Source organism: Paenibacillus sp. TAB_01 (assembly GCF_043945595.1).
Classification (GTDB): domain Bacteria; phylum Bacillota; class Bacilli; order Paenibacillales; family NBRC-103111; genus Paenibacillus_S.
This window is the reverse complement of record NZ_JBIFNP010000001.1, coordinates 4,789,229-4,805,889: the sequence shown is the minus strand read 5'-3', so window position 1 is coordinate 4,805,889 and position 16,661 is coordinate 4,789,229. Positions and strand designations below refer to the sequence as shown.

Genomic DNA, 16,661 nt, shown 5'->3' with positions numbered 1-16,661 from the left:
CTTATTTTAACGAAATAATCAAATAATGTAACGTTAAACAGGGAGCGATCAGCCTAAAGGCTGCTGCTCCCTGTTCTGCTTGACTCAAGATTGAACTCTTTGGTCGTAACTCTCCCTTAAGCGTTTTATATCTTCTCTTGGCGGATAACCAAACATACGAGAATATTCACGGCTGAATTGGGATGCACTTTCATAGCCTACGCGGAAAGCCACGTCGGCAGCATCTGTTAATTCAAACATTAATAGGCGCCGGGCTTCCTGTAAACGAAGTTGTTTTTGAAACTGCAGAGGGCTCATTGCAGTTACCTCTTTGAAGTGTCTGTGAAACGTAGAAGTCCCCATATTTGCTGTTTCCGCAAGCTCATCGATTCGCAAAGGCTTATCGACATTATTGATAATTTGATCGATAGCCTCCCGGATTCGGTAGGTGCTGCTACCTTCCATCGCGATTTGTGCCAACGTAATCCCGTACTGCCCTTGAAGAAGTCTATACAAAATTTCTTTCGTATAGAAAGGAGCCAGAAACGGAATGTCATTCGGTTTGTCCAGTAAACGAGCCAATCTCACGATCGCATCCAACATGGATAACTCTATCTCGCCGACAAACATCGCCCGCTTTGTACTTTCTTGGGGAACAATCTGTATATTCCCTTCATTCAGCACCTCTAATATTTGATTCTGTGTAAACTCCAGCTTCAAACTCAAATATGGCTCATCAGGAGAAGCTTTTATGACGTGACCAATGACCGGCAAGTTCATGGACGAAATCAGATAGTCTGCGGGTCCATACTCATACCGTTCTTGTGCCAGCAATATGTCTTTATAACCTTGAGCGATGAAACAGAAGCATGGCTTGTAGATTCTGTAGACGGGTTGAGTTACTTGTGAGGCGCGAATTATAAATAAAGAGGGAATCGCGGACTCGTAAACGCCGTCTTGAACCGCATGCCGTTCAATCACTTCTGCGATTTCATTCTGTTGGTTATTTATTTGTCTTATCATATTCTCCTCCTAGTGCCTTTACTCGGGATGATTTTCATTATAATGTAGCATACATTTATTGCGTAAGGGGGGACGAGAGAAATAGGCAACCATTCGAGACGAATGGGATAACGATTCTTTTTAAATTGTAGCATAATAGGGATGAGCTTAGATTTTCCAGGAAAATTTTTGGAATATTTTATATGATAAGAATGAAAGGAAGCGAATATAACGTGTCTGATTCAAAAGAACTTACCATTGCTCAGAAAGCGATTGGAGATTTTGCACCTAAGTTAGTGGAATTAACCGACGAAGTTTTGTTTGGAGATGTATGGAAGCGATCGGAGCTTTCTCCACGTGATCGCAGCTTGATTACTGTAGCGAGCTTAATCAGCGGCGGAAATACACAGCAGTTGAAAAACCATTTGAATTTGGCAATACAAAATGGCCTGACTGAAAAAGAACTGATTGAAGCGATGACCCATCTTGCTTTCTATGCGGGGTGGCCGAAGGCCATGTCAGCCATTATGATTGGAAAAGAAGTGTTCGCATCCGAAAAATAATTAGCGAAAGGATGATATCGTTTGAAATATATCCATCAAGAGAGGTGATCTGATGAATATTCGCTCGCTCGGAAAAACGGGATTAAAGGTTACCAGTTTATGCTTAGGAACAATGACTTTTGGCAATCAAGCGGACAAAAAGGCTTCCTTCGAAATTTTGGACAAATCTTATGAAGCCGGCATCAATTTTATTGACTCGGCAAATGTATATCCGATTGGAAGGGGATCGCATGTCGTTGCGGGTGCAACCGAGTCAATCATCGGGGAATGGCTGCAGGGTAAAAGAGACAAATTAGTGCTCGCGACAAAATGTTTCGGTGCGATGGGGCAAGGTCGCTAACGAAAGAGGATTGAGCCGGAAACATATTTTCACAGCGGTCGAAGACAGCTTGCGCCGCTTAAAGACGGACTATCTCGACCTCTACCAAGCGCATCAATTCGATCCGGACACGCCTTTGGATGAAACACTTCGCGCATTTGATGATCTCGTCCAGCATGGCAAAGTCCGTTACATTGGAATCTCGAATTGGCGTGCCTGGCAGGTAGCAAAGGCAAACGGCATTGCGGAGCGGAAGAACTACGCCCGGATCGTAAGTGTACAGCCGCGGTACAACCTTTTGTTTCGGATGATAGAGGAAGATTTGGTTCCCATGGTACTTGATGAGGGAATTGGTATTATTAGCTACAACCCGTTGGCGGGCGGCATGTTGTCGGGACGCTATGGAAAAACCACCCCTATTGAAGAAGGGACACGCTTTGGACTCGGCAATAATGCGGGGATCTTTTACCAAGAGAGATACTGGAAAGAAGCAACGTTCGACGCAGTTGAGCGATACCGGGCCTGGTGTGAAGAGCACAACCTGAATCCGGTGACGACAGCAGTAAGATGGGTCTTGCAGCAGCCGGGCATCACCTCTGCCATTATTGGAGCCAGTCGTCCAGAGCAATTGGACGCGAGCCTCCAAGCCGCCGACATAAATGCCTTGACCGAACAGCAGCTGGCATGGCTCGACGAACTATGGTTCTCAATGCCCCGCCGTCACGAATTTAGCTAGAAAGGGAGGGCTTAATCAACTGGAGTATGTGTTCCTCATCCATAAGGTCATATCGGGTTGGGGGAGTATTCCCTAACCCGTATTTTTTCGCTTATTAAAAACGGTTGATGGAGCTGTACATTAGCCTGAATGACCGTTACGCCGCCATTAAACACTATGAAGAGTATAGACGAAAGCTGAACAAAGAACTGGGTCTCGAACCTGATTCAGAAATGACGACCTGGAGGGAACAGCTGAATAGAGGCTAGATTAGACCCTTCGGAAACAGGTTAAGTACTGGCCATTTATAATCGAAGGATGTCTCTTCCTATGTGAAGGAATAGAGTTTAACTGCCAGGGAATAATACTATCTTTATCGGTAAATGTTCCCGTAGGCCCATTTTTATCTATAGTAGCCATTCTTACAACTTGAACTTGTATGCAAGGGCATTAACCTTCCAGATGATCGATCACGCTTATCGCTAACACTTACCAAGTCCGGCGCTGGGACCGGCTGGTCCGGAATCACTGCGGCCGGACAGCTCGGGAAACGTCTCGTCGAGGGAAATGTTGACAGAGGCGGCTCATTGCAGTATGATTAGAACGATCGTTCGATCTAGTTTGGAAAGGAGGCTGACGCACACTTATGTTCGAGCGCTACAACAAAGTACAGAAGGCCGTCATGGAGACCACGCTGCACTTGATCATCGACCGCGAACTGCAGGCGACGTCGATGTCGCTGATCGCGAAGGATTCCGGTGTTTCAACGGGGAACATCTATCACTACTTCAGCAGCAAGGAAGACATCATCAACGAACTATACAAAGCCATTGTACTGTTCAACGGGGACTTTGTCACGAAGGGCATGAACGAAGCTTCTTCCGTACAGGAGCGGTTCCGCGGGTCATGGCGCAGCCTGATTGAGCTGGGCAAGCTGTACCCGAAAGGTTTTCGGTTCATCGAGCAGTACTCGTTCTCGCCTTATATTCACGAGCAGTCCAAGCTGGAAGCCTATAGGGGAGGCTGGTGCGCTCCAATGGAAGAGCTTTATCGTCAGGCGGTCGAAGAAGGACTGTTCGTCCCGCTCGATCCGCACATGATGGTACAAATGCATTATGGCTCCATCGTCTATCTGCTGAAGAGCCATCAGCAGAACATGCTGGAATTGTCCGACGAGGTAGCAGAGCAAGCGATCCTAGCTTGTTGGAACGCGGTGAGCAAAGAAAAAGGTTGGAACGGATAAGTTCAGCCTCCTTCTTTTTGCCAAGTATAGATCGAACGTTCGATATATTTTCTCTCGACTTGGAAATATAAGCTCAAAGGTTTTATTACTGTATAACGCAATACCCTCAGTACATTATCGACGCCTTAGAATGAACGTTCAATTTAAAGCGAAATAAAACATTTGTATCGGAGGAATAATTAAACATGACAACGGCAAAGACGATTTTCATTACAGGCACCAGTACGGGACTTGGCAAGCTCACGGCTATTCACTTCGCAAAGCTCGGCTGGAACGTCGCCGCAACGATGCGCACCCCAGAGAAGAAAACGGAACTCACTGCATACGACAATATCAAGCTGTTCAAACTGGACGTCACTAATTTGGCGGAAGTGAATGCCGCCATCGACGATGCTATCGCGGCGTTCGGTAAGATCGATGTCGTCGTCAACAATGCAGGTATGGGCGTTTACGGAGCGCTGGAGCTGGCGCAGGAAGAGACGATCGACTGGCAGTTCGCGGTGAATGTCCGCGGGCCGATCAATGTCATACGCAAATTTTTGCCGCATTTCCGGGCAATGGGCGGGGGCATGTTCATCAATATCAGCTCTTTCATGGGCTTCACGACGGCCGTTCCGCTCGGTTCGATGTACAACATGTCCAAATTTGCGTTGGAAGGCTTGACGGAAGGGCTCTATTACGAGCTGAAGCCGCTCAATATCGAGCTGCGGCTTATCGAGCAGGGCGGTTCGAAGGGCAATAATTTTCAGAACAACATCCGCTGGAGCAAGGACGATAACATCACGGCGTACGACGGCTTGATGGATAGGGTCACCGCCATGATGGCCGGATCCGCCGAAAGCGGAGCGCTGGACGATCCGCAAATCATCGTGGACGCCATCGCGGCTCAGGCGACGGGAGCGAGCTATCAATTCCGGACGGTCGTTGGGGAGGCCGGCAAGAGTCTGCTTGCTCTACGGAAATCTGTCCCTATCGAGGATTACTTGGAAACGATCGCGAAAGGCTTCGAATAACGCGCTTGCGTTCGCGTTAAGTTTGGACATAACCGCTGAAAGCCCGTTCCTTGATGCAACGGGCTTTTTTAGTTGTTGCAGGTTCCACCAAACCGTATAATTACACAAATGATACATTTTCATTTCTATGCCTCATTTCCTATATAATACCTTATATAGAAATTATAGATTACTGTTGTATTATCTGCCCTTAGCTTAACGTTAGTACCCAGTCCTTAACTTTATTTTCACGGTCTAATTTGGTGATTGAATCTAAAGCAAAGAAAGGGATGATCCGTGTGAAAGACTATTTTATTAGGTTGATTTTCGGGCTGTTAACTATCGGAGTTGTCTTAGGTATAGCCTATATTTTTAATGTCGACTGGCTGCAAGAGGGTAAACCTGAACGCAACATTTTTAAACTACTAATAGTATTTGTAGGAGGTTGGGGTGGCTGGTATCTTTACAAAGCAATAAAAAAAGAAAAGCCATGAAGATCTAGGTGACAAGGAGCTGCGGGGTTTGTTTGGATCTCGTTCTTAAAGTTAATTTCTTTGCTAATTCCCATGCTTGCTGCATATCCTCATGCTGGCTCGACCAGTGCCAACTGCCATATCTTCCAATACTATAGATCCCAGCGTTCTCTAAATAGTTATGAATTATTTCAGTGGTTGAAGCGTCGGGAAGACAATAATTGTGATCAAGATAAATGGTTTTACTTGTCACGATCTCATCCGTATTGCGGATAAACCCCAGCTCAATTAATTCATGTATTACTTTAGGCACAACGGCAAGCGCTTCTTCTTTATTACTAAAAAATAGGGGGGAACACTCAACATACATAGAACAATAACCTGCGGGAGCCAAAGAAGATTCAACATTGCTGTAAAAGCCTACTCGATAGAAATGGAGACTAGGGTCGGGAAAATAAATCCAGCTCCTATCTTGCTGCAAGTGAGTCCTTTTTACACCCAGGTTTAAGATCATGCCTCTGCTGGTTTTTAATTTTTTCGATATGTTTAAAATATTCGTATCCACATCGGCAATGATGCTGATTAATGAATTTAATGGAATCGTCGAAACAATGGTATCCCATGAGATTAAATCATCATTAATGATCATGGTCTTTTTTTGAAGGTTAATAGACTTGACCTTTTGTTTGTAGTTAATGTTTAATTTATTAGCTAAAAATAAGGGGATGCCATTCGCCCCTATATTTCCCTTCGGATATAAAAAATCGCCGTTATACCCCGTAGTATTCGTATGTGTTCGAACATTGCGGATGGTTTCAAATCTTCCAACAGCGATCTCCGACAAATCTTTCATACCATACATCTTTGAATTATAATCCTTAAAAAATAGCTTATATAAAGTCAAACCATAGGATTGCAGCAGCATTTCATCATAGTTATTGTACTTAGGAGCCATATTGATCTTACGAAGCTCCTGTTTTATATGACTGACAAGTCTTTTATCCGGGTGCCTAATGTAGCTTTGCTGAATCGGGAATTCAAAGAAGTGCCCATGCAAATACACATACGCCTTACGTGTATGATCTTGCAGCTCAAGGCCTTCTAACATGTCTAAAACGGCAGGCGTACTTTTATAGTGGAACCAATGACCGCCTATATCAAACCCAAAGGTTCCGACGTTCGTCTCGACCTTGTAGGATGATGCCTTTCCGCCGCTATTCTCACATGCTTCAAATATATTTACTTCTTCACCGTAAGCTTTTGCAAATGACAAACCTGTAACTCCTGCTCCAATAACTTGAATAGTCATCCTTGCCACCGGCCTATTCTAAACCTATACTTTTTTTTATAAATTGGTTTACTTTTTCTACATCATATTTTCTAACTGCGATTTCCCTGCTCTTTTCTCCCATACTACGAATAATACTTGAATCAGTTATAAACTTCTCCATGGCCAAAGCAAGCGCACTGGCGTTTTTAGGCGGAACCAAGAAGCCATTGACATTATTTTCAACCGTTTCCCGGCATCCAGGGCAGTCCGTTGTGATGATAGGTAATCCAATTGCCATTGCTTCCAATGCAGATTTAGGCGTTCCTTCACGATAAGAGGGTAAAACAAAGACGCTTGATTCGGCTAAAAATGGACGTACATCCGTTGTTTCCCCCAAATACTCTATGATCCCTTGATTGACCGCATCATTTATGATTTCTTTTTTTATTGAACCAGGACTTCTAACATAAGGTCCGAGAATTTTAAATTTAATATGGGGGTATTTTCGTTTTACCATTTTGGCTGCTTCTATAAATTCAATGATCCCCTTATCCAATATGATCCGTGAAACTACAAGGAAGGAAACTGGATTTATTTTTCGAGGAGAGTAAGAAAATTTTTGTATATTAACGCCGGAACCGTTAACAATTAACGCTTCATTGCTTTCTCCGATTAAATGAAGAGATCTGAATAAGGATAGATCATCAGGGTTTTCAAAAAACACCTTATTATTATATTTCAATGAAAATTTGTATAGCTTTTTTACAATAATTAAAAGCGTTTTTTGCAGCAATGTATTGCCGATAAAAACATAACCGATTCCTGTGACAAATGAGAATAATGTTTTTACTTTTGCGAACCTCGAAGCTATTGAACCATAAAGAATCGGTTTTATTGAATAGCAAATGACAATGTGCGGGTTTATGCTCTTAAGTATTTTAACCAAGTGATGCAGACTGTAAATATCATAAAAAACGTTTAACCCGGTGTTATTGAGCGGAATTTTTACTAATCTCACTCCAATTGCTGCGAGCTCTTGTTGAAAGGACTCATCCGGTGCTAAAGCTATTATTTCATTTCCTTCATTACTTAAGCTATTAAGCAGGTCCCAGCTAAAATTGACATAGTATTTGGAATAGGGAACGATAAATACAATTTTGGCCATAATGCCTCCATTAAGAATGCTGCGAGTCGCTGATCTTAACTTGACTTAATACACATCCAATTACAATTAAAATGAAGGTAATGGCCAAGAAGCAGTACATCAGGGGAAGGCTCAAATAAAAGAAAAGTAACGCGGCAGACCCTAGAAATACACCAAATAAATAGGTTAATATTACAATTCGCTTTACCGATAAACCCATTCTAACTAATCGTAAGGCAAAATGGTCACTTCGTCCCTTTCCATGGGAGAACTCCGGACTTCATACGCAATAATGATATGAAAATAGTTTCGAAAATGGGTATTCCGAGTGTAATAATGGGCAGGAACTCCAGACCAGACTCTTTGTAGTTGAAGATGCGTGTGGTTGAACAGGCGATTAAGAAACCTAAAAATAAACTTCCAGTATCCCCCATGAAAATTTGCGCAGGATTAAAATTGAATTTCAAGAATCCCAAGCATGCCCCTGCTATGGATAAGAGCAGCAGACCGTATATGATTTCCCCCAGTTCAAAACATAAAAAGGATAAGAAAATGGAAGAAACAGCGGCCACACCGGAGGCCAAACCATCCATAATATCAATTAGATTAAACGCATTGGAGAGACCTACGATCCATAGAATCGTTAACATAAAATCAACCTGTTCCACCCCGGTTAAGGTGATCCCGGTTCCGGTAAACCATGCCAACATTGCGGCTACAACTTCAAATGACACTTTAGTTAGAGGAGTGAGATTTAAAGTATCATCAATGAGACCGGTCACAATGATAATCCAACAAGATATCAGAAGGCCGTATAATGCAAAAGGAATCATAACTTTAAAAAGCAAAATAATTAAAGCGGTTGCAATTAACACAGAAGCAAAAATGGATAAACCGCCTAGGTAAGGCGTACTATTTTTATGTGTTTTTAGCCTTGAGTCTGATACATCTAGTATCATGAATCTTAATGCCGCTCTCTTAGCAATGGGAGTAAGTAATAAACTAAATATAAAAGAAGTCAATAAAGATAACGAAGCATTCATAATCATAACATTACTTGTCTCCTATAAGATCTCTTTACTTTTGATACAAATAGTATCACTAGGGGCGGCATATGTAAATGTTTTAATTCTAAAATTTTCCTCGTAATTCGTTTTCTAATTTTGTTAAAAATTTCACAGAATTTTACTACTTATTATGATAAATTAGTTATAGGTCTTTAGGTCTATTCAGATTAAGGATTAAATAAATAAAATACATAATTGATATGACGGAGGGTTTTAAAATGCATCACTTACCAATTTGGTGGATTGTATGGATGGGTTTCGTTGTCATTCTAGCTGGATTTAAGATTTATCATCAAGTTATTAAGCCTGCAAAAATTCAAGAAGCAGTGAAAAAGTTGGGTGCAAATCTTAATGATAGTGGGGCTCGGGAGTATATTCATTTTATTAGATCGATGAAAATACCTAATCAGCCAAAGGCATGGAACGCTTGTCGTGCTTCTTATGAGCTGGTCAGATCTGTGAAAACTATCTCGGACGATGTCAAGGAAGAGGTCAAGAGAACCTTATTGAGCGCTGGGGTAAGTGGAATTCGATAATTTTTTACAACCATCGCTTTATTATCTGCCCATCGATTCGTTAAAAGCATTTAAGGTTAATCGGCCTTTGTTCAGATTTTTGCGGACAGAGGCCGTTTCATTTTTTTGCTTTGGGCGATGTGCTGACGCTTTTGCATAAATATTTCTTCGACACATATGAAGGGTGGCTGACTTTTTGAAAAAGACAACATTGCTAATCTGTATGATAACCGTATTTCTATGTATTACAGCATGCGGGGAGAAATCTGTACCTGCTAATACTCCCGCAGTTCAGCCAGCTCCTTCACTAGCTCAACAAACGCCGGAACCTGCTCCCGTGGTTAAACAAACGATGGAGAAAATTGTCATGGATGCCGGCTTTACAGATTCTGAAGCTGCTGAAATTTCCGGTTTATTAAGGGATATCGGACTCAAAGAGATCTTATCGGTACGAAAAGAACGGGGGCAAACAGATAACGACACGCTCGATTCTTCAGTAGTTATGCGGGTAGGGTATCTAGAGAAAGAAAAAAATACTCATTTGGAAATGAAAATTCGTGAACGTAAAGTACAGTTTATTTCTACAAGTCCTGTGGATTCAGTTATTGAGACCACATTTTACCGGCAAGATGATGGAGGGATGATTGGAAAGATCGGAGGTGCAGGGCTGTCTGAAACCGAGCGAGAGTCATTTTATACAAAAACTAAGACAGCGATTATAGAGAAATTAGGGAATCCGGGTTACACTGACTTTAAATCTAAATTTGAGGAAGATAAAACCCGATTTAACTATACAACGTATAACGACATAATTACGGTAGCTCCGACGGTAAAAGCAGGTAAGGATTATTATATGAAAGATTACAGATTCACCGCACAATTTTCTAAGTCAACAGGAGAATTAATTAAGCTGCGGCTTTGGGAGTAACCCTGCATTTCCCGTATTCAGTCGCAGCGATATACGATAGACTTAAAATCAGTTGAAATAACCGTTCCCTTGAGAGCGGTTATTTTGTTTTAGCCTAATTTGAACCGGGGCGAACTTTAGAAATATTTTAAGCACTCATCCCCTTTAATCGAGTAAGCGTTGTCTTGCGGCTGCCTAGGAGGCCGGAGCTATGGCTAGTTTGGACCAGGACATCCGAGAGATGCGTTATGGGCATACAGGTCATATCGGAGGGCAACTCAACGATTTCCGGGGGACAGCGTCAGAGCATTCTGATCGCGAGAGCCGCCGTCAAGCAGCCGCGCTCTAAACCTGCAGCGTTGTTGCATTAGCGGTAGAAAATTGAAATGATAAAAGGAAGTTTCGAAGGACGTGTGGAATTATTTCTAAAATATGGGTTCGAATGAACGATTGGGGGATTCTATGAAGCTTCTAATTATCCAACCAAAGCTTGAGAGGAAGCTCGCTCAACTTGAGAGGGAAATGAGAAATCATCCGTATGCGGATGGAGTCGTTTTTCCAGAAGGTTATCTAAATGAAAATGTGGAATATGCCTGTCAATTAGCAAGGGATTATAACCAAATATTAATTGGCGGACATAGAAGACTGAACGACCGTCCAAAGGATAGAGCCATCATCATTAACCGAAACGGTGAAATTGTTTTGGACAGGGTTAAGTACAGCAAGACGACTTTTAAGTCCATCGAGGGGTTAAAGGTAGGTCACATACTATGTGACGAATTGGTCAAACAAGGGGTGAAGAATGAAGATACTAATGCAATTGACTTCATTGTCCATCCAATCGGTGTAGGAATGTTCAGTGAGGAGCAGTTTGACGAATGGTTGAATGAGGCCCGCAAGATTGCCGTTTCGTATAAAACGATGATTATAGGTACAAGTCATGCCGATGGTTCATTCAGGGGCAGTGATACATCCATTCCCATCGCTTACTGCTTTGATAACACTGGAGAAGCTATTTTTGTTTCCAAAAACGATGTGCGAACTCGGATTTTGGACATTCGAACCAAAACCGTTTCTTTTTCGTTAACTTAACATTACTTATTGTTGCTGCTATATATTTCAAGAAAAAAACCAAAAAATATTTTTGAAAAAAATATTTCCGCAAACATCCTATATAAACCTTTATTTTGTGAAGATGTAACCGAAAAAGTGGAGGATTAGTACATATTATCGAAATGAAAACAGAGTAGACATATGTAATATAGGTAATAATATTTATCATTTCGGTTTTAGAAAATTAAAAAATATTTTTTAGATTTTTATAGATAAATTGACAAAATGGATGTTCTGGTGTAATATGACCTTAGAATCACGCGAAAGGAGAAACTTTCCATGTCTGATGATCTTGAGTTAAAGGTAGTAAAGTGGATTGGTAAGTTGTCAGCTGAATTCGATGCTAAAATCGATGCACTAAAAGCGGAGGTCGATCAATTGAAAAGTCAAATTGAAAACCAACAACAAGCAGGATCTGAAGGTGAAAAGCTTTCTGTAACTGTAGCTAGGGAATATATCAAAAATAAAATTAGTATGGAGTTCCCTAATCTTGTCTTTACCAACGGAAGCAGAGCTGCCGGAACAAAGCTCACTATTTCTGATGGTACCAACACAATAGGCACACTAATCAGGACATCCAAATCCCATAGAATACAGGACGGCTATCCGTCAGGTTGGATAAATGTGGATAAAGAAACTCTTTCGCAAAACCCACTGACATTCTTTGTGATCGAGGATTTTGAGGGTGAATTTCACACAATAATTGTCCCAAGAGAGCAGATTAAGCAATGGGCTGCAAAGAAGAATGTTGATAGCAGTGGAAAAGTACATTTTTACTTAAACCTCATTAAGGGCCAATGGATTGATGATCGCGATAACCTAAACTACAACTTCACACATTTTGCTGAAAATTGGCATTTAGTTAAAGAGGCTCTTTAAAAAAGCAGCGATTGCTCGAAAATGAGGTTGTGTTACCATGAGCTACAACGACATAGATGAATAGAATAAACTAATGGGGGAACTGAAAATGGGAAAAAGACCTATAAATCACGGTAAAAAGTGGACCTTGGGCCATAAAGCGGAGATCGCCGAAATCGCCGGTCCGATCAAAACACGTGCGGAATTAGAACGCATAGCTATGGAGAAAGCAGAATATTTTGGCCGTACGTCTACTGCTGTAGCTAAGAGGATTGAAATTCACAAAGGCTGGCATTACCGCCAGGATGGCGATAAAGAATAATATATTACATTGATGCTTCAAAGCTAAAAAGATATATCTGATCCCCTTTTCGACTAATTGTGGTAGTAATCTCGAGCAATCAGGAGAAAAAGTCTGTGGTGGATTGAAGAGGACACTTTCATAAGTATGGACAGCTTTGTACTTACCATAGACGAGCTGTTGAAATTAGCTTTAGCTATGAAGTAAATGGAAACCTTTGTTTAAAGGGCTTTTGAAAAATCAAATGGATGGCGTCTATATTGCATTGCCTGCAACGGATGTGATTGAATAAATGAAAAGCGGGTGCTCCATAAGCCATGAATATGGCTGGGGGCACCCTTTTTTGCTAAACTGTCCTGCATTATCCAAAGCCAGCACACCCAGTAAGCAAGCATCGGGAGCCCATAGCATCTCGCGTGCTGATTCAAGCTAGACGCCGCTTGTATCGAGGCTATAAAACAAGTAATTGCTTCATACTCAAGGGGTATAGCCTGCGGCTATAAGTAGATATAATTTAATCCAATTACTCTATACCAACCAACCTGTGATACATTTCTGTATAACAAATGGCAGAGGGGTTTTGATCATGGTAAAGAGCAGTGTATTGGGATATCCGCGTATTGGGGCTGACAGGGAGTGGAAGAAAGCTCTTGAAGCCTTCTGGGCAGGTAAGCTGGAGGAGCGCGATTTTCGCAGCCAGCTGCAGGACATTCGTTTGAATCATTTGCGTAAGCAGCAGGAGAAAGGCATTGATCTCATTCCAGTCAATGACTTCAGCTATTACGATCACATACTGGATACAGCAGCTATGTTTGGTATTATCCCAGACCGTTTCTCGTATACGGGCGGAGCCGTTCCTTTATCCGTCTATTACGGAGTAGCTCGCGGAACTAAGAATGCCGCGGCTAGCGAAATGACCAAATGGTTCAATACGAACTATCATTATATCGTTCCGGAACTATCCGAGGCCTCGCCGGTACTTACGGAGAATAAGCCTCTCGAAGCTTATCGTGAAGCCAAAGAGAAGCTGGGTATTGAAGGAAAGCCGGTTATCGTTGGGCCGCTGACCTTCTTGAAACTGTCCAAAGGATACGCTGCATCGGAAACGGATGCTTGGCTGGAAAAGCTGCTGCCGCTTTATGTGCAAATTCTTCAGGAGCTTGCTGAAGAAGGGGTTCAATGGGTACAGGTGGATGAACCGATTCTCGTAACCAAGCTATCTCAGCCTGACTTGGAGCGGCTGCATCGGATTTATGAGACATTTGCCGCTGCGGTACCGGGCCTGAATCTCATGCTGCAAACCTATTTTGAATCGGTAGAGAACTATAGTGAAATTGTTAAGCTGCCTGTCAAAGGAATAGGACTTGATTTCGTTCACGGCTATACCGGCAACCTGCAGTCGATTCAAGCCTTAGGTTTCCCGCAGGACAAGGTTTTGGGAGCCGGAGTTATTGACGGCCGCGGTATTTGGAAAGCATCGTTAGCCGGAAAGCTGGAGTTGTTACAAGAGCTGGCTGAGGCAGTGCCGGCTGATCGTCTGATTGTACAGACGTCCTGCAGCTTACTTCATGTTCCGGTAACTACAGAACGTGAAACGAAGCTCTCCTCCGAATTGAAGGGCGCACTTGCTTTTGCAGATGAGAAGTTAAGCGAGCTTGCGCTTTTGTCCAGAGCGTTTGCTTCAACGGACGCGGCAATCCATGACGAACTGGGAACCTATGATCAGGCTATCGCTGCGCTGCAGCAATCGGCAGAGCGCAACCGCCGAGAGATTCAGGATGCCGTAAGTGCGATTGGCGCTCACAATCCGGCGCGTTCGGCTCCATTTGCTGAACGCTATGCAGCTCAACAGGAAAAATGGCAATTGCCGCTATTTCCGACGACCACCATCGGCAGCTTTCCGCAGTCCGCAGAAGTGCGTAAAGCACGTCAATTGTGGCGTAAAGGGGAATGGAACGACAAGCAGTATGCTGATTTTATTCGTGAGCAAATCGATACCTGGATTCAGATTCAAGAGGAAATCGGCATAGACGTCCTTGTACATGGGGAATTTGAAAGAACCGACATGGTGGAGTTTTTTGGCGAGAAGCTTGCAGGGTTTGCGTTTACACAAAACGGCTGGGTGCAGTCTTACGGTTCCCGCTGCGTTAAGCCGCCGGTGATTTATGGCGATGTAGCGTTTATAGGTGAAATGACGGTAGAAGAAACGAAGTATGCCCAATCCCGCACGAACCGTCCCGTGAAAGGCATGCTGACCGGACCGATAACGATCATGAACTGGTCGTTTGTCCGTGAAGATATCCCGCGCGAGCAGATTGCTTATCAATTGGCCTACGCCCTACGACAGGAAGTTGAAGCCTTGGAAAAGGCGGGTATTGGTATGATTCAGGTGGATGAACCGGCGGTTCGCGAAGGATTGCCGCTCAAGGAAGAGGAGCAGGCGGGTTACCTTGCATGGGCAGTCAAAGCTTTCCGCATCGCCACTTGCACCGTTCAAAAAACAACGCAGATCCATACGCATATGTGCTACTGCGAATTCCATGACATGATAGATTCCATAGAAGCGATGGATGCGGACGTCATTTCCATTGAGACATCGCGCAGCCACGGTGAATTAATCCATAGCTTTGAGCTGAATACCTACAAGCTGGGAATCGGGTTAGGTGTTTACGATATTCATAGTCCGCGAATTCCGAGCGTAGAGGAAATGACGGGAATGATAGAACGCGCTTTGCGGGTGTTGGATCCTAAGCTGTTCTGGATTAATCCGGATTGCGGGCTGAAAACCCGTGGTCTCGAAGAAACGGTTGCTGCCCTGCGCAATATGGTTGAGGCGACCAAGGCGGCTCGTGTCAAATATGAGCATTTGCTATCCAAATAAGAAGCAGGGCATCGGCCGGCATAATGGAGGATGGGACAATGGAGCAGTTACGTAAACAAGACCCTGGAATCGTTGAGGCTATGAATCTGGAATTAAGCCGCCAGCGTGGCAAGATTGAATTGATTGCCTCGGAAAACTTTGTAAGTGAAGCTGTGCTGCAAGCGACGGGGACCGTGTTGACGAATAAGTACGCAGAAGGCTACCCGGGGAAAAGATACTACGGGGGCTGCGAATACGTCGATATCGTGGAAGATATTGCCCGTGACCGCGCTAAATTACTGTTTGGCGCCGAGCATGTGAACGTTCAACCCCATTCCGGCGCGCAAGCCAACATGGCTGTATATTTGGCCGCGTTGAAGGCGGGGGATACCGTGCTTGGCATGAGTCTTGCACATGGCGGTCACTTGACTCACGGGAGTCCCGTGAATGCTTCCGGAATTTTATATAACTTTGTTTCTTACGGCGTTAGGGAGAATGACGCGCGGCTTGATTACGATGAGGTTCGCAAGTTAGCTTTCAAGCACAAACCTCGTATGATCGTTGCCGGTGCGAGTGCCTATCCGCGCACTATCGATTTTGAATCCTTGGCGTCTATTGCCAACGATGTGGGAGCGCTGTTCTTTGTTGATATGGCGCATATTGCCGGACTTGTAGCGGCAGGCCAGCATCCAAGCCCGGTGCCGCATGCGCATTTTGTTACCACAACGACACATAAAACGCTGCGCGGCCCTCGCGGCGGCATGATTCTGTGCCGTAAGCCATGGGCTGCGGCCGTCGATAAAGCGGTGTTCCCTGGAACACAGGGGGGGCCGCTAATGCATGTGATTGCAGCAAAAGCCGTTTCATTTGGCGAAGCGCTCCAGCCTGATTTCAAAAAATATGCTCAGCAGGTTGTGAAAAATGCGGCAGCTTTGTCGGAATCGCTCCTGGCAGAAGGAATCGATCTTGTCTCTGGCGGAACGGACAACCACTTGATGCTAATCGATCTTCGCAGCCTCCATATTAGCGGTAAAGAAGCGGAGCATTTGTTGGACGAGGTCGGTATTACGGCCAATAAGAACGCGATTCCTTTCGATCCTGCCAAACCAATGGTAACGAGCGGTATTCGAGTCGGGACTGCTGCTGTGACCTCCAGGGGCATGGATGAGGGGGCCATGAAATCCATTGCCCAAATGATTGCATGGACACTCAAGAACCCGTCGAATGAAGCCGTTCATGAAAAGGTACGAGGCATGGTTAAAGATTTATCTGCGCAATTCCCGCTTTACCCGAGCCTGCAATATTAATTAACAAAGACCCGGTGCATAACGCATGACGCC

General features: G+C 43.8%; 18 protein-coding genes. 14 read left to right on the top strand and 4 right to left on the bottom strand.

Annotated features, from left to right (window positions below; translation table 11 throughout):
• Positions 1-84: 84 nt before the first annotated feature.
• Positions 85-1,002: an AraC family transcriptional regulator gene (locus ACHHV8_RS23275; protein ID WP_395161831.1), complete on the bottom strand. Its 918-nt coding sequence runs from the start codon at positions 1,000-1,002 to the stop codon at positions 85-87.
• 212 nt (positions 1,003-1,214) lie between these two features.
• On the opposite strand from ACHHV8_RS23275, the gene ACHHV8_RS23270 reads away from it, so the two are divergent.
• The 7 genes from ACHHV8_RS23270 (at position 1,215) to ACHHV8_RS23240 (ending at position 5,307) form a co-directional block, all read left to right on the top strand.
• Positions 1,215-1,544: a carboxymuconolactone decarboxylase family protein gene (locus ACHHV8_RS23270; RefSeq protein ID WP_395161830.1), complete on the top strand. Its 330-nt coding sequence runs from the start codon at positions 1,215-1,217 to the stop codon at positions 1,542-1,544.
• A gap of 52 nt (positions 1,545-1,596) precedes the next feature.
• Positions 1,597-1,884, top strand: a complete 288-nt coding sequence (locus ACHHV8_RS23265) for an aldo/keto reductase (protein ID WP_395161829.1) — start codon at positions 1,597-1,599, stop codon at positions 1,882-1,884.
• 10 nt (positions 1,885-1,894) lie between these two features.
• The gene (locus tag ACHHV8_RS23260; RefSeq protein ID WP_395161828.1) at positions 1,895-2,599 is read left to right on the top strand and encodes an aldo/keto reductase; all 705 of its coding nucleotides are present in this window, start codon (positions 1,895-1,897) and stop codon (positions 2,597-2,599) included.
• A 107-nt stretch (positions 2,600-2,706) separates the two neighbouring features.
• Positions 2,707-2,847, top strand: coding sequence for a bacterial transcriptional activator domain-containing protein (locus tag ACHHV8_RS23255; RefSeq protein WP_395161827.1), 141 nt, complete (start codon positions 2,707-2,709; stop codon positions 2,845-2,847).
• 377 nt (positions 2,848-3,224) lie between these two features.
• The gene (locus ACHHV8_RS23250) at positions 3,225-3,821 is read left to right on the top strand and encodes a TetR/AcrR family transcriptional regulator (RefSeq protein ID WP_395161826.1); all 597 of its coding nucleotides are present in this window, start codon (positions 3,225-3,227) and stop codon (positions 3,819-3,821) included.
• A 185-nt stretch (positions 3,822-4,006) separates the two neighbouring features.
• On the top strand, positions 4,007-4,834 hold the full coding sequence (locus ACHHV8_RS23245; RefSeq protein ID WP_395161825.1) for an SDR family NAD(P)-dependent oxidoreductase: 828 nt from the start codon (positions 4,007-4,009) through the stop codon (positions 4,832-4,834).
• 278 nt (positions 4,835-5,112) lie between these two features.
• Positions 5,113-5,307 carry a hypothetical protein gene (locus ACHHV8_RS23240; protein WP_395161824.1) on the top strand — a complete coding sequence of 65 codons (195 nt, stop codon included), beginning with the start codon at positions 5,113-5,115 and terminating at the stop codon, positions 5,305-5,307.
• 4 nt (positions 5,308-5,311) lie between these two features.
• On the opposite strand, the gene ACHHV8_RS23235 is transcribed toward ACHHV8_RS23240, so the two are convergent.
• The 3 genes from ACHHV8_RS23235 to ACHHV8_RS23225 form a co-directional block, all read right to left on the bottom strand.
• The gene (locus ACHHV8_RS23235) at positions 5,312-6,595 is read right to left on the bottom strand and encodes a protoporphyrinogen/coproporphyrinogen oxidase (RefSeq protein ID WP_395161823.1); all 1,284 of its coding nucleotides are present in this window, start codon (positions 6,593-6,595) and stop codon (positions 5,312-5,314) included.
• Positions 6,596-6,608: 13 nt separating this feature from the next.
• Positions 6,609-7,721: a glycosyltransferase family 4 protein gene (locus ACHHV8_RS23230; protein ID WP_395161822.1), complete on the bottom strand. Its 1,113-nt coding sequence runs from the start codon at positions 7,719-7,721 to the stop codon at positions 6,609-6,611.
• A 224-nt stretch (positions 7,722-7,945) separates the two neighbouring features.
• Positions 7,946-8,749, bottom strand: a complete 804-nt coding sequence (locus ACHHV8_RS23225) for a glycosyltransferase family 4 protein (protein WP_395161821.1) — start codon at positions 8,747-8,749, stop codon at positions 7,946-7,948.
• 236 nt (positions 8,750-8,985) lie between these two features.
• On the opposite strand from ACHHV8_RS23225, the gene ACHHV8_RS23220 reads away from it, so the two are divergent.
• The 7 genes from ACHHV8_RS23220 (at position 8,986) to glyA (ending at position 16,628) form a co-directional block, all read left to right on the top strand.
• Positions 8,986-9,303 carry a hypothetical protein gene (locus ACHHV8_RS23220; protein ID WP_395161820.1) on the top strand — a complete coding sequence of 106 codons (318 nt, stop codon included), beginning with the start codon at positions 8,986-8,988 and terminating at the stop codon, positions 9,301-9,303.
• A gap of 175 nt (positions 9,304-9,478) precedes the next feature.
• Entirely contained in the window at positions 9,479-10,210 is a 732-nt protein-coding gene (locus tag ACHHV8_RS23215; RefSeq protein ID WP_395161819.1) for a hypothetical protein, read from the top strand.
• Positions 10,211-10,651: 441 nt separating this feature from the next.
• The gene (locus tag ACHHV8_RS23210) at positions 10,652-11,281 is read left to right on the top strand and encodes a hypothetical protein (RefSeq protein WP_395161818.1); all 630 of its coding nucleotides are present in this window, start codon (positions 10,652-10,654) and stop codon (positions 11,279-11,281) included.
• Positions 11,282-11,581: 300 nt separating this feature from the next.
• Positions 11,582-12,181, top strand: coding sequence for a hypothetical protein (locus tag ACHHV8_RS23205; RefSeq protein WP_395161817.1), 600 nt, complete (start codon positions 11,582-11,584; stop codon positions 12,179-12,181).
• Positions 12,182-12,269: 88 nt separating this feature from the next.
• Complete coding sequence (locus tag ACHHV8_RS23200; protein ID WP_395161816.1) at positions 12,270-12,482, top strand: hypothetical protein; 213 nt, start codon at positions 12,270-12,272, stop codon at positions 12,480-12,482.
• A 565-nt stretch (positions 12,483-13,047) separates the two neighbouring features.
• Positions 13,048-15,342: a 5-methyltetrahydropteroyltriglutamate--homocysteine S-methyltransferase gene (gene metE / locus ACHHV8_RS23195; protein ID WP_395161815.1), complete on the top strand. Its 2,295-nt coding sequence runs from the start codon at positions 13,048-13,050 to the stop codon at positions 15,340-15,342.
• Positions 15,343-15,380: 38 nt separating this feature from the next.
• On the top strand, positions 15,381-16,628 hold the full coding sequence (gene glyA, locus ACHHV8_RS23190; RefSeq protein WP_395161814.1) for a serine hydroxymethyltransferase: 1,248 nt from the start codon (positions 15,381-15,383) through the stop codon (positions 16,626-16,628).
• The last annotated feature ends 33 nt before the right edge of the window (positions 16,629-16,661 follow it).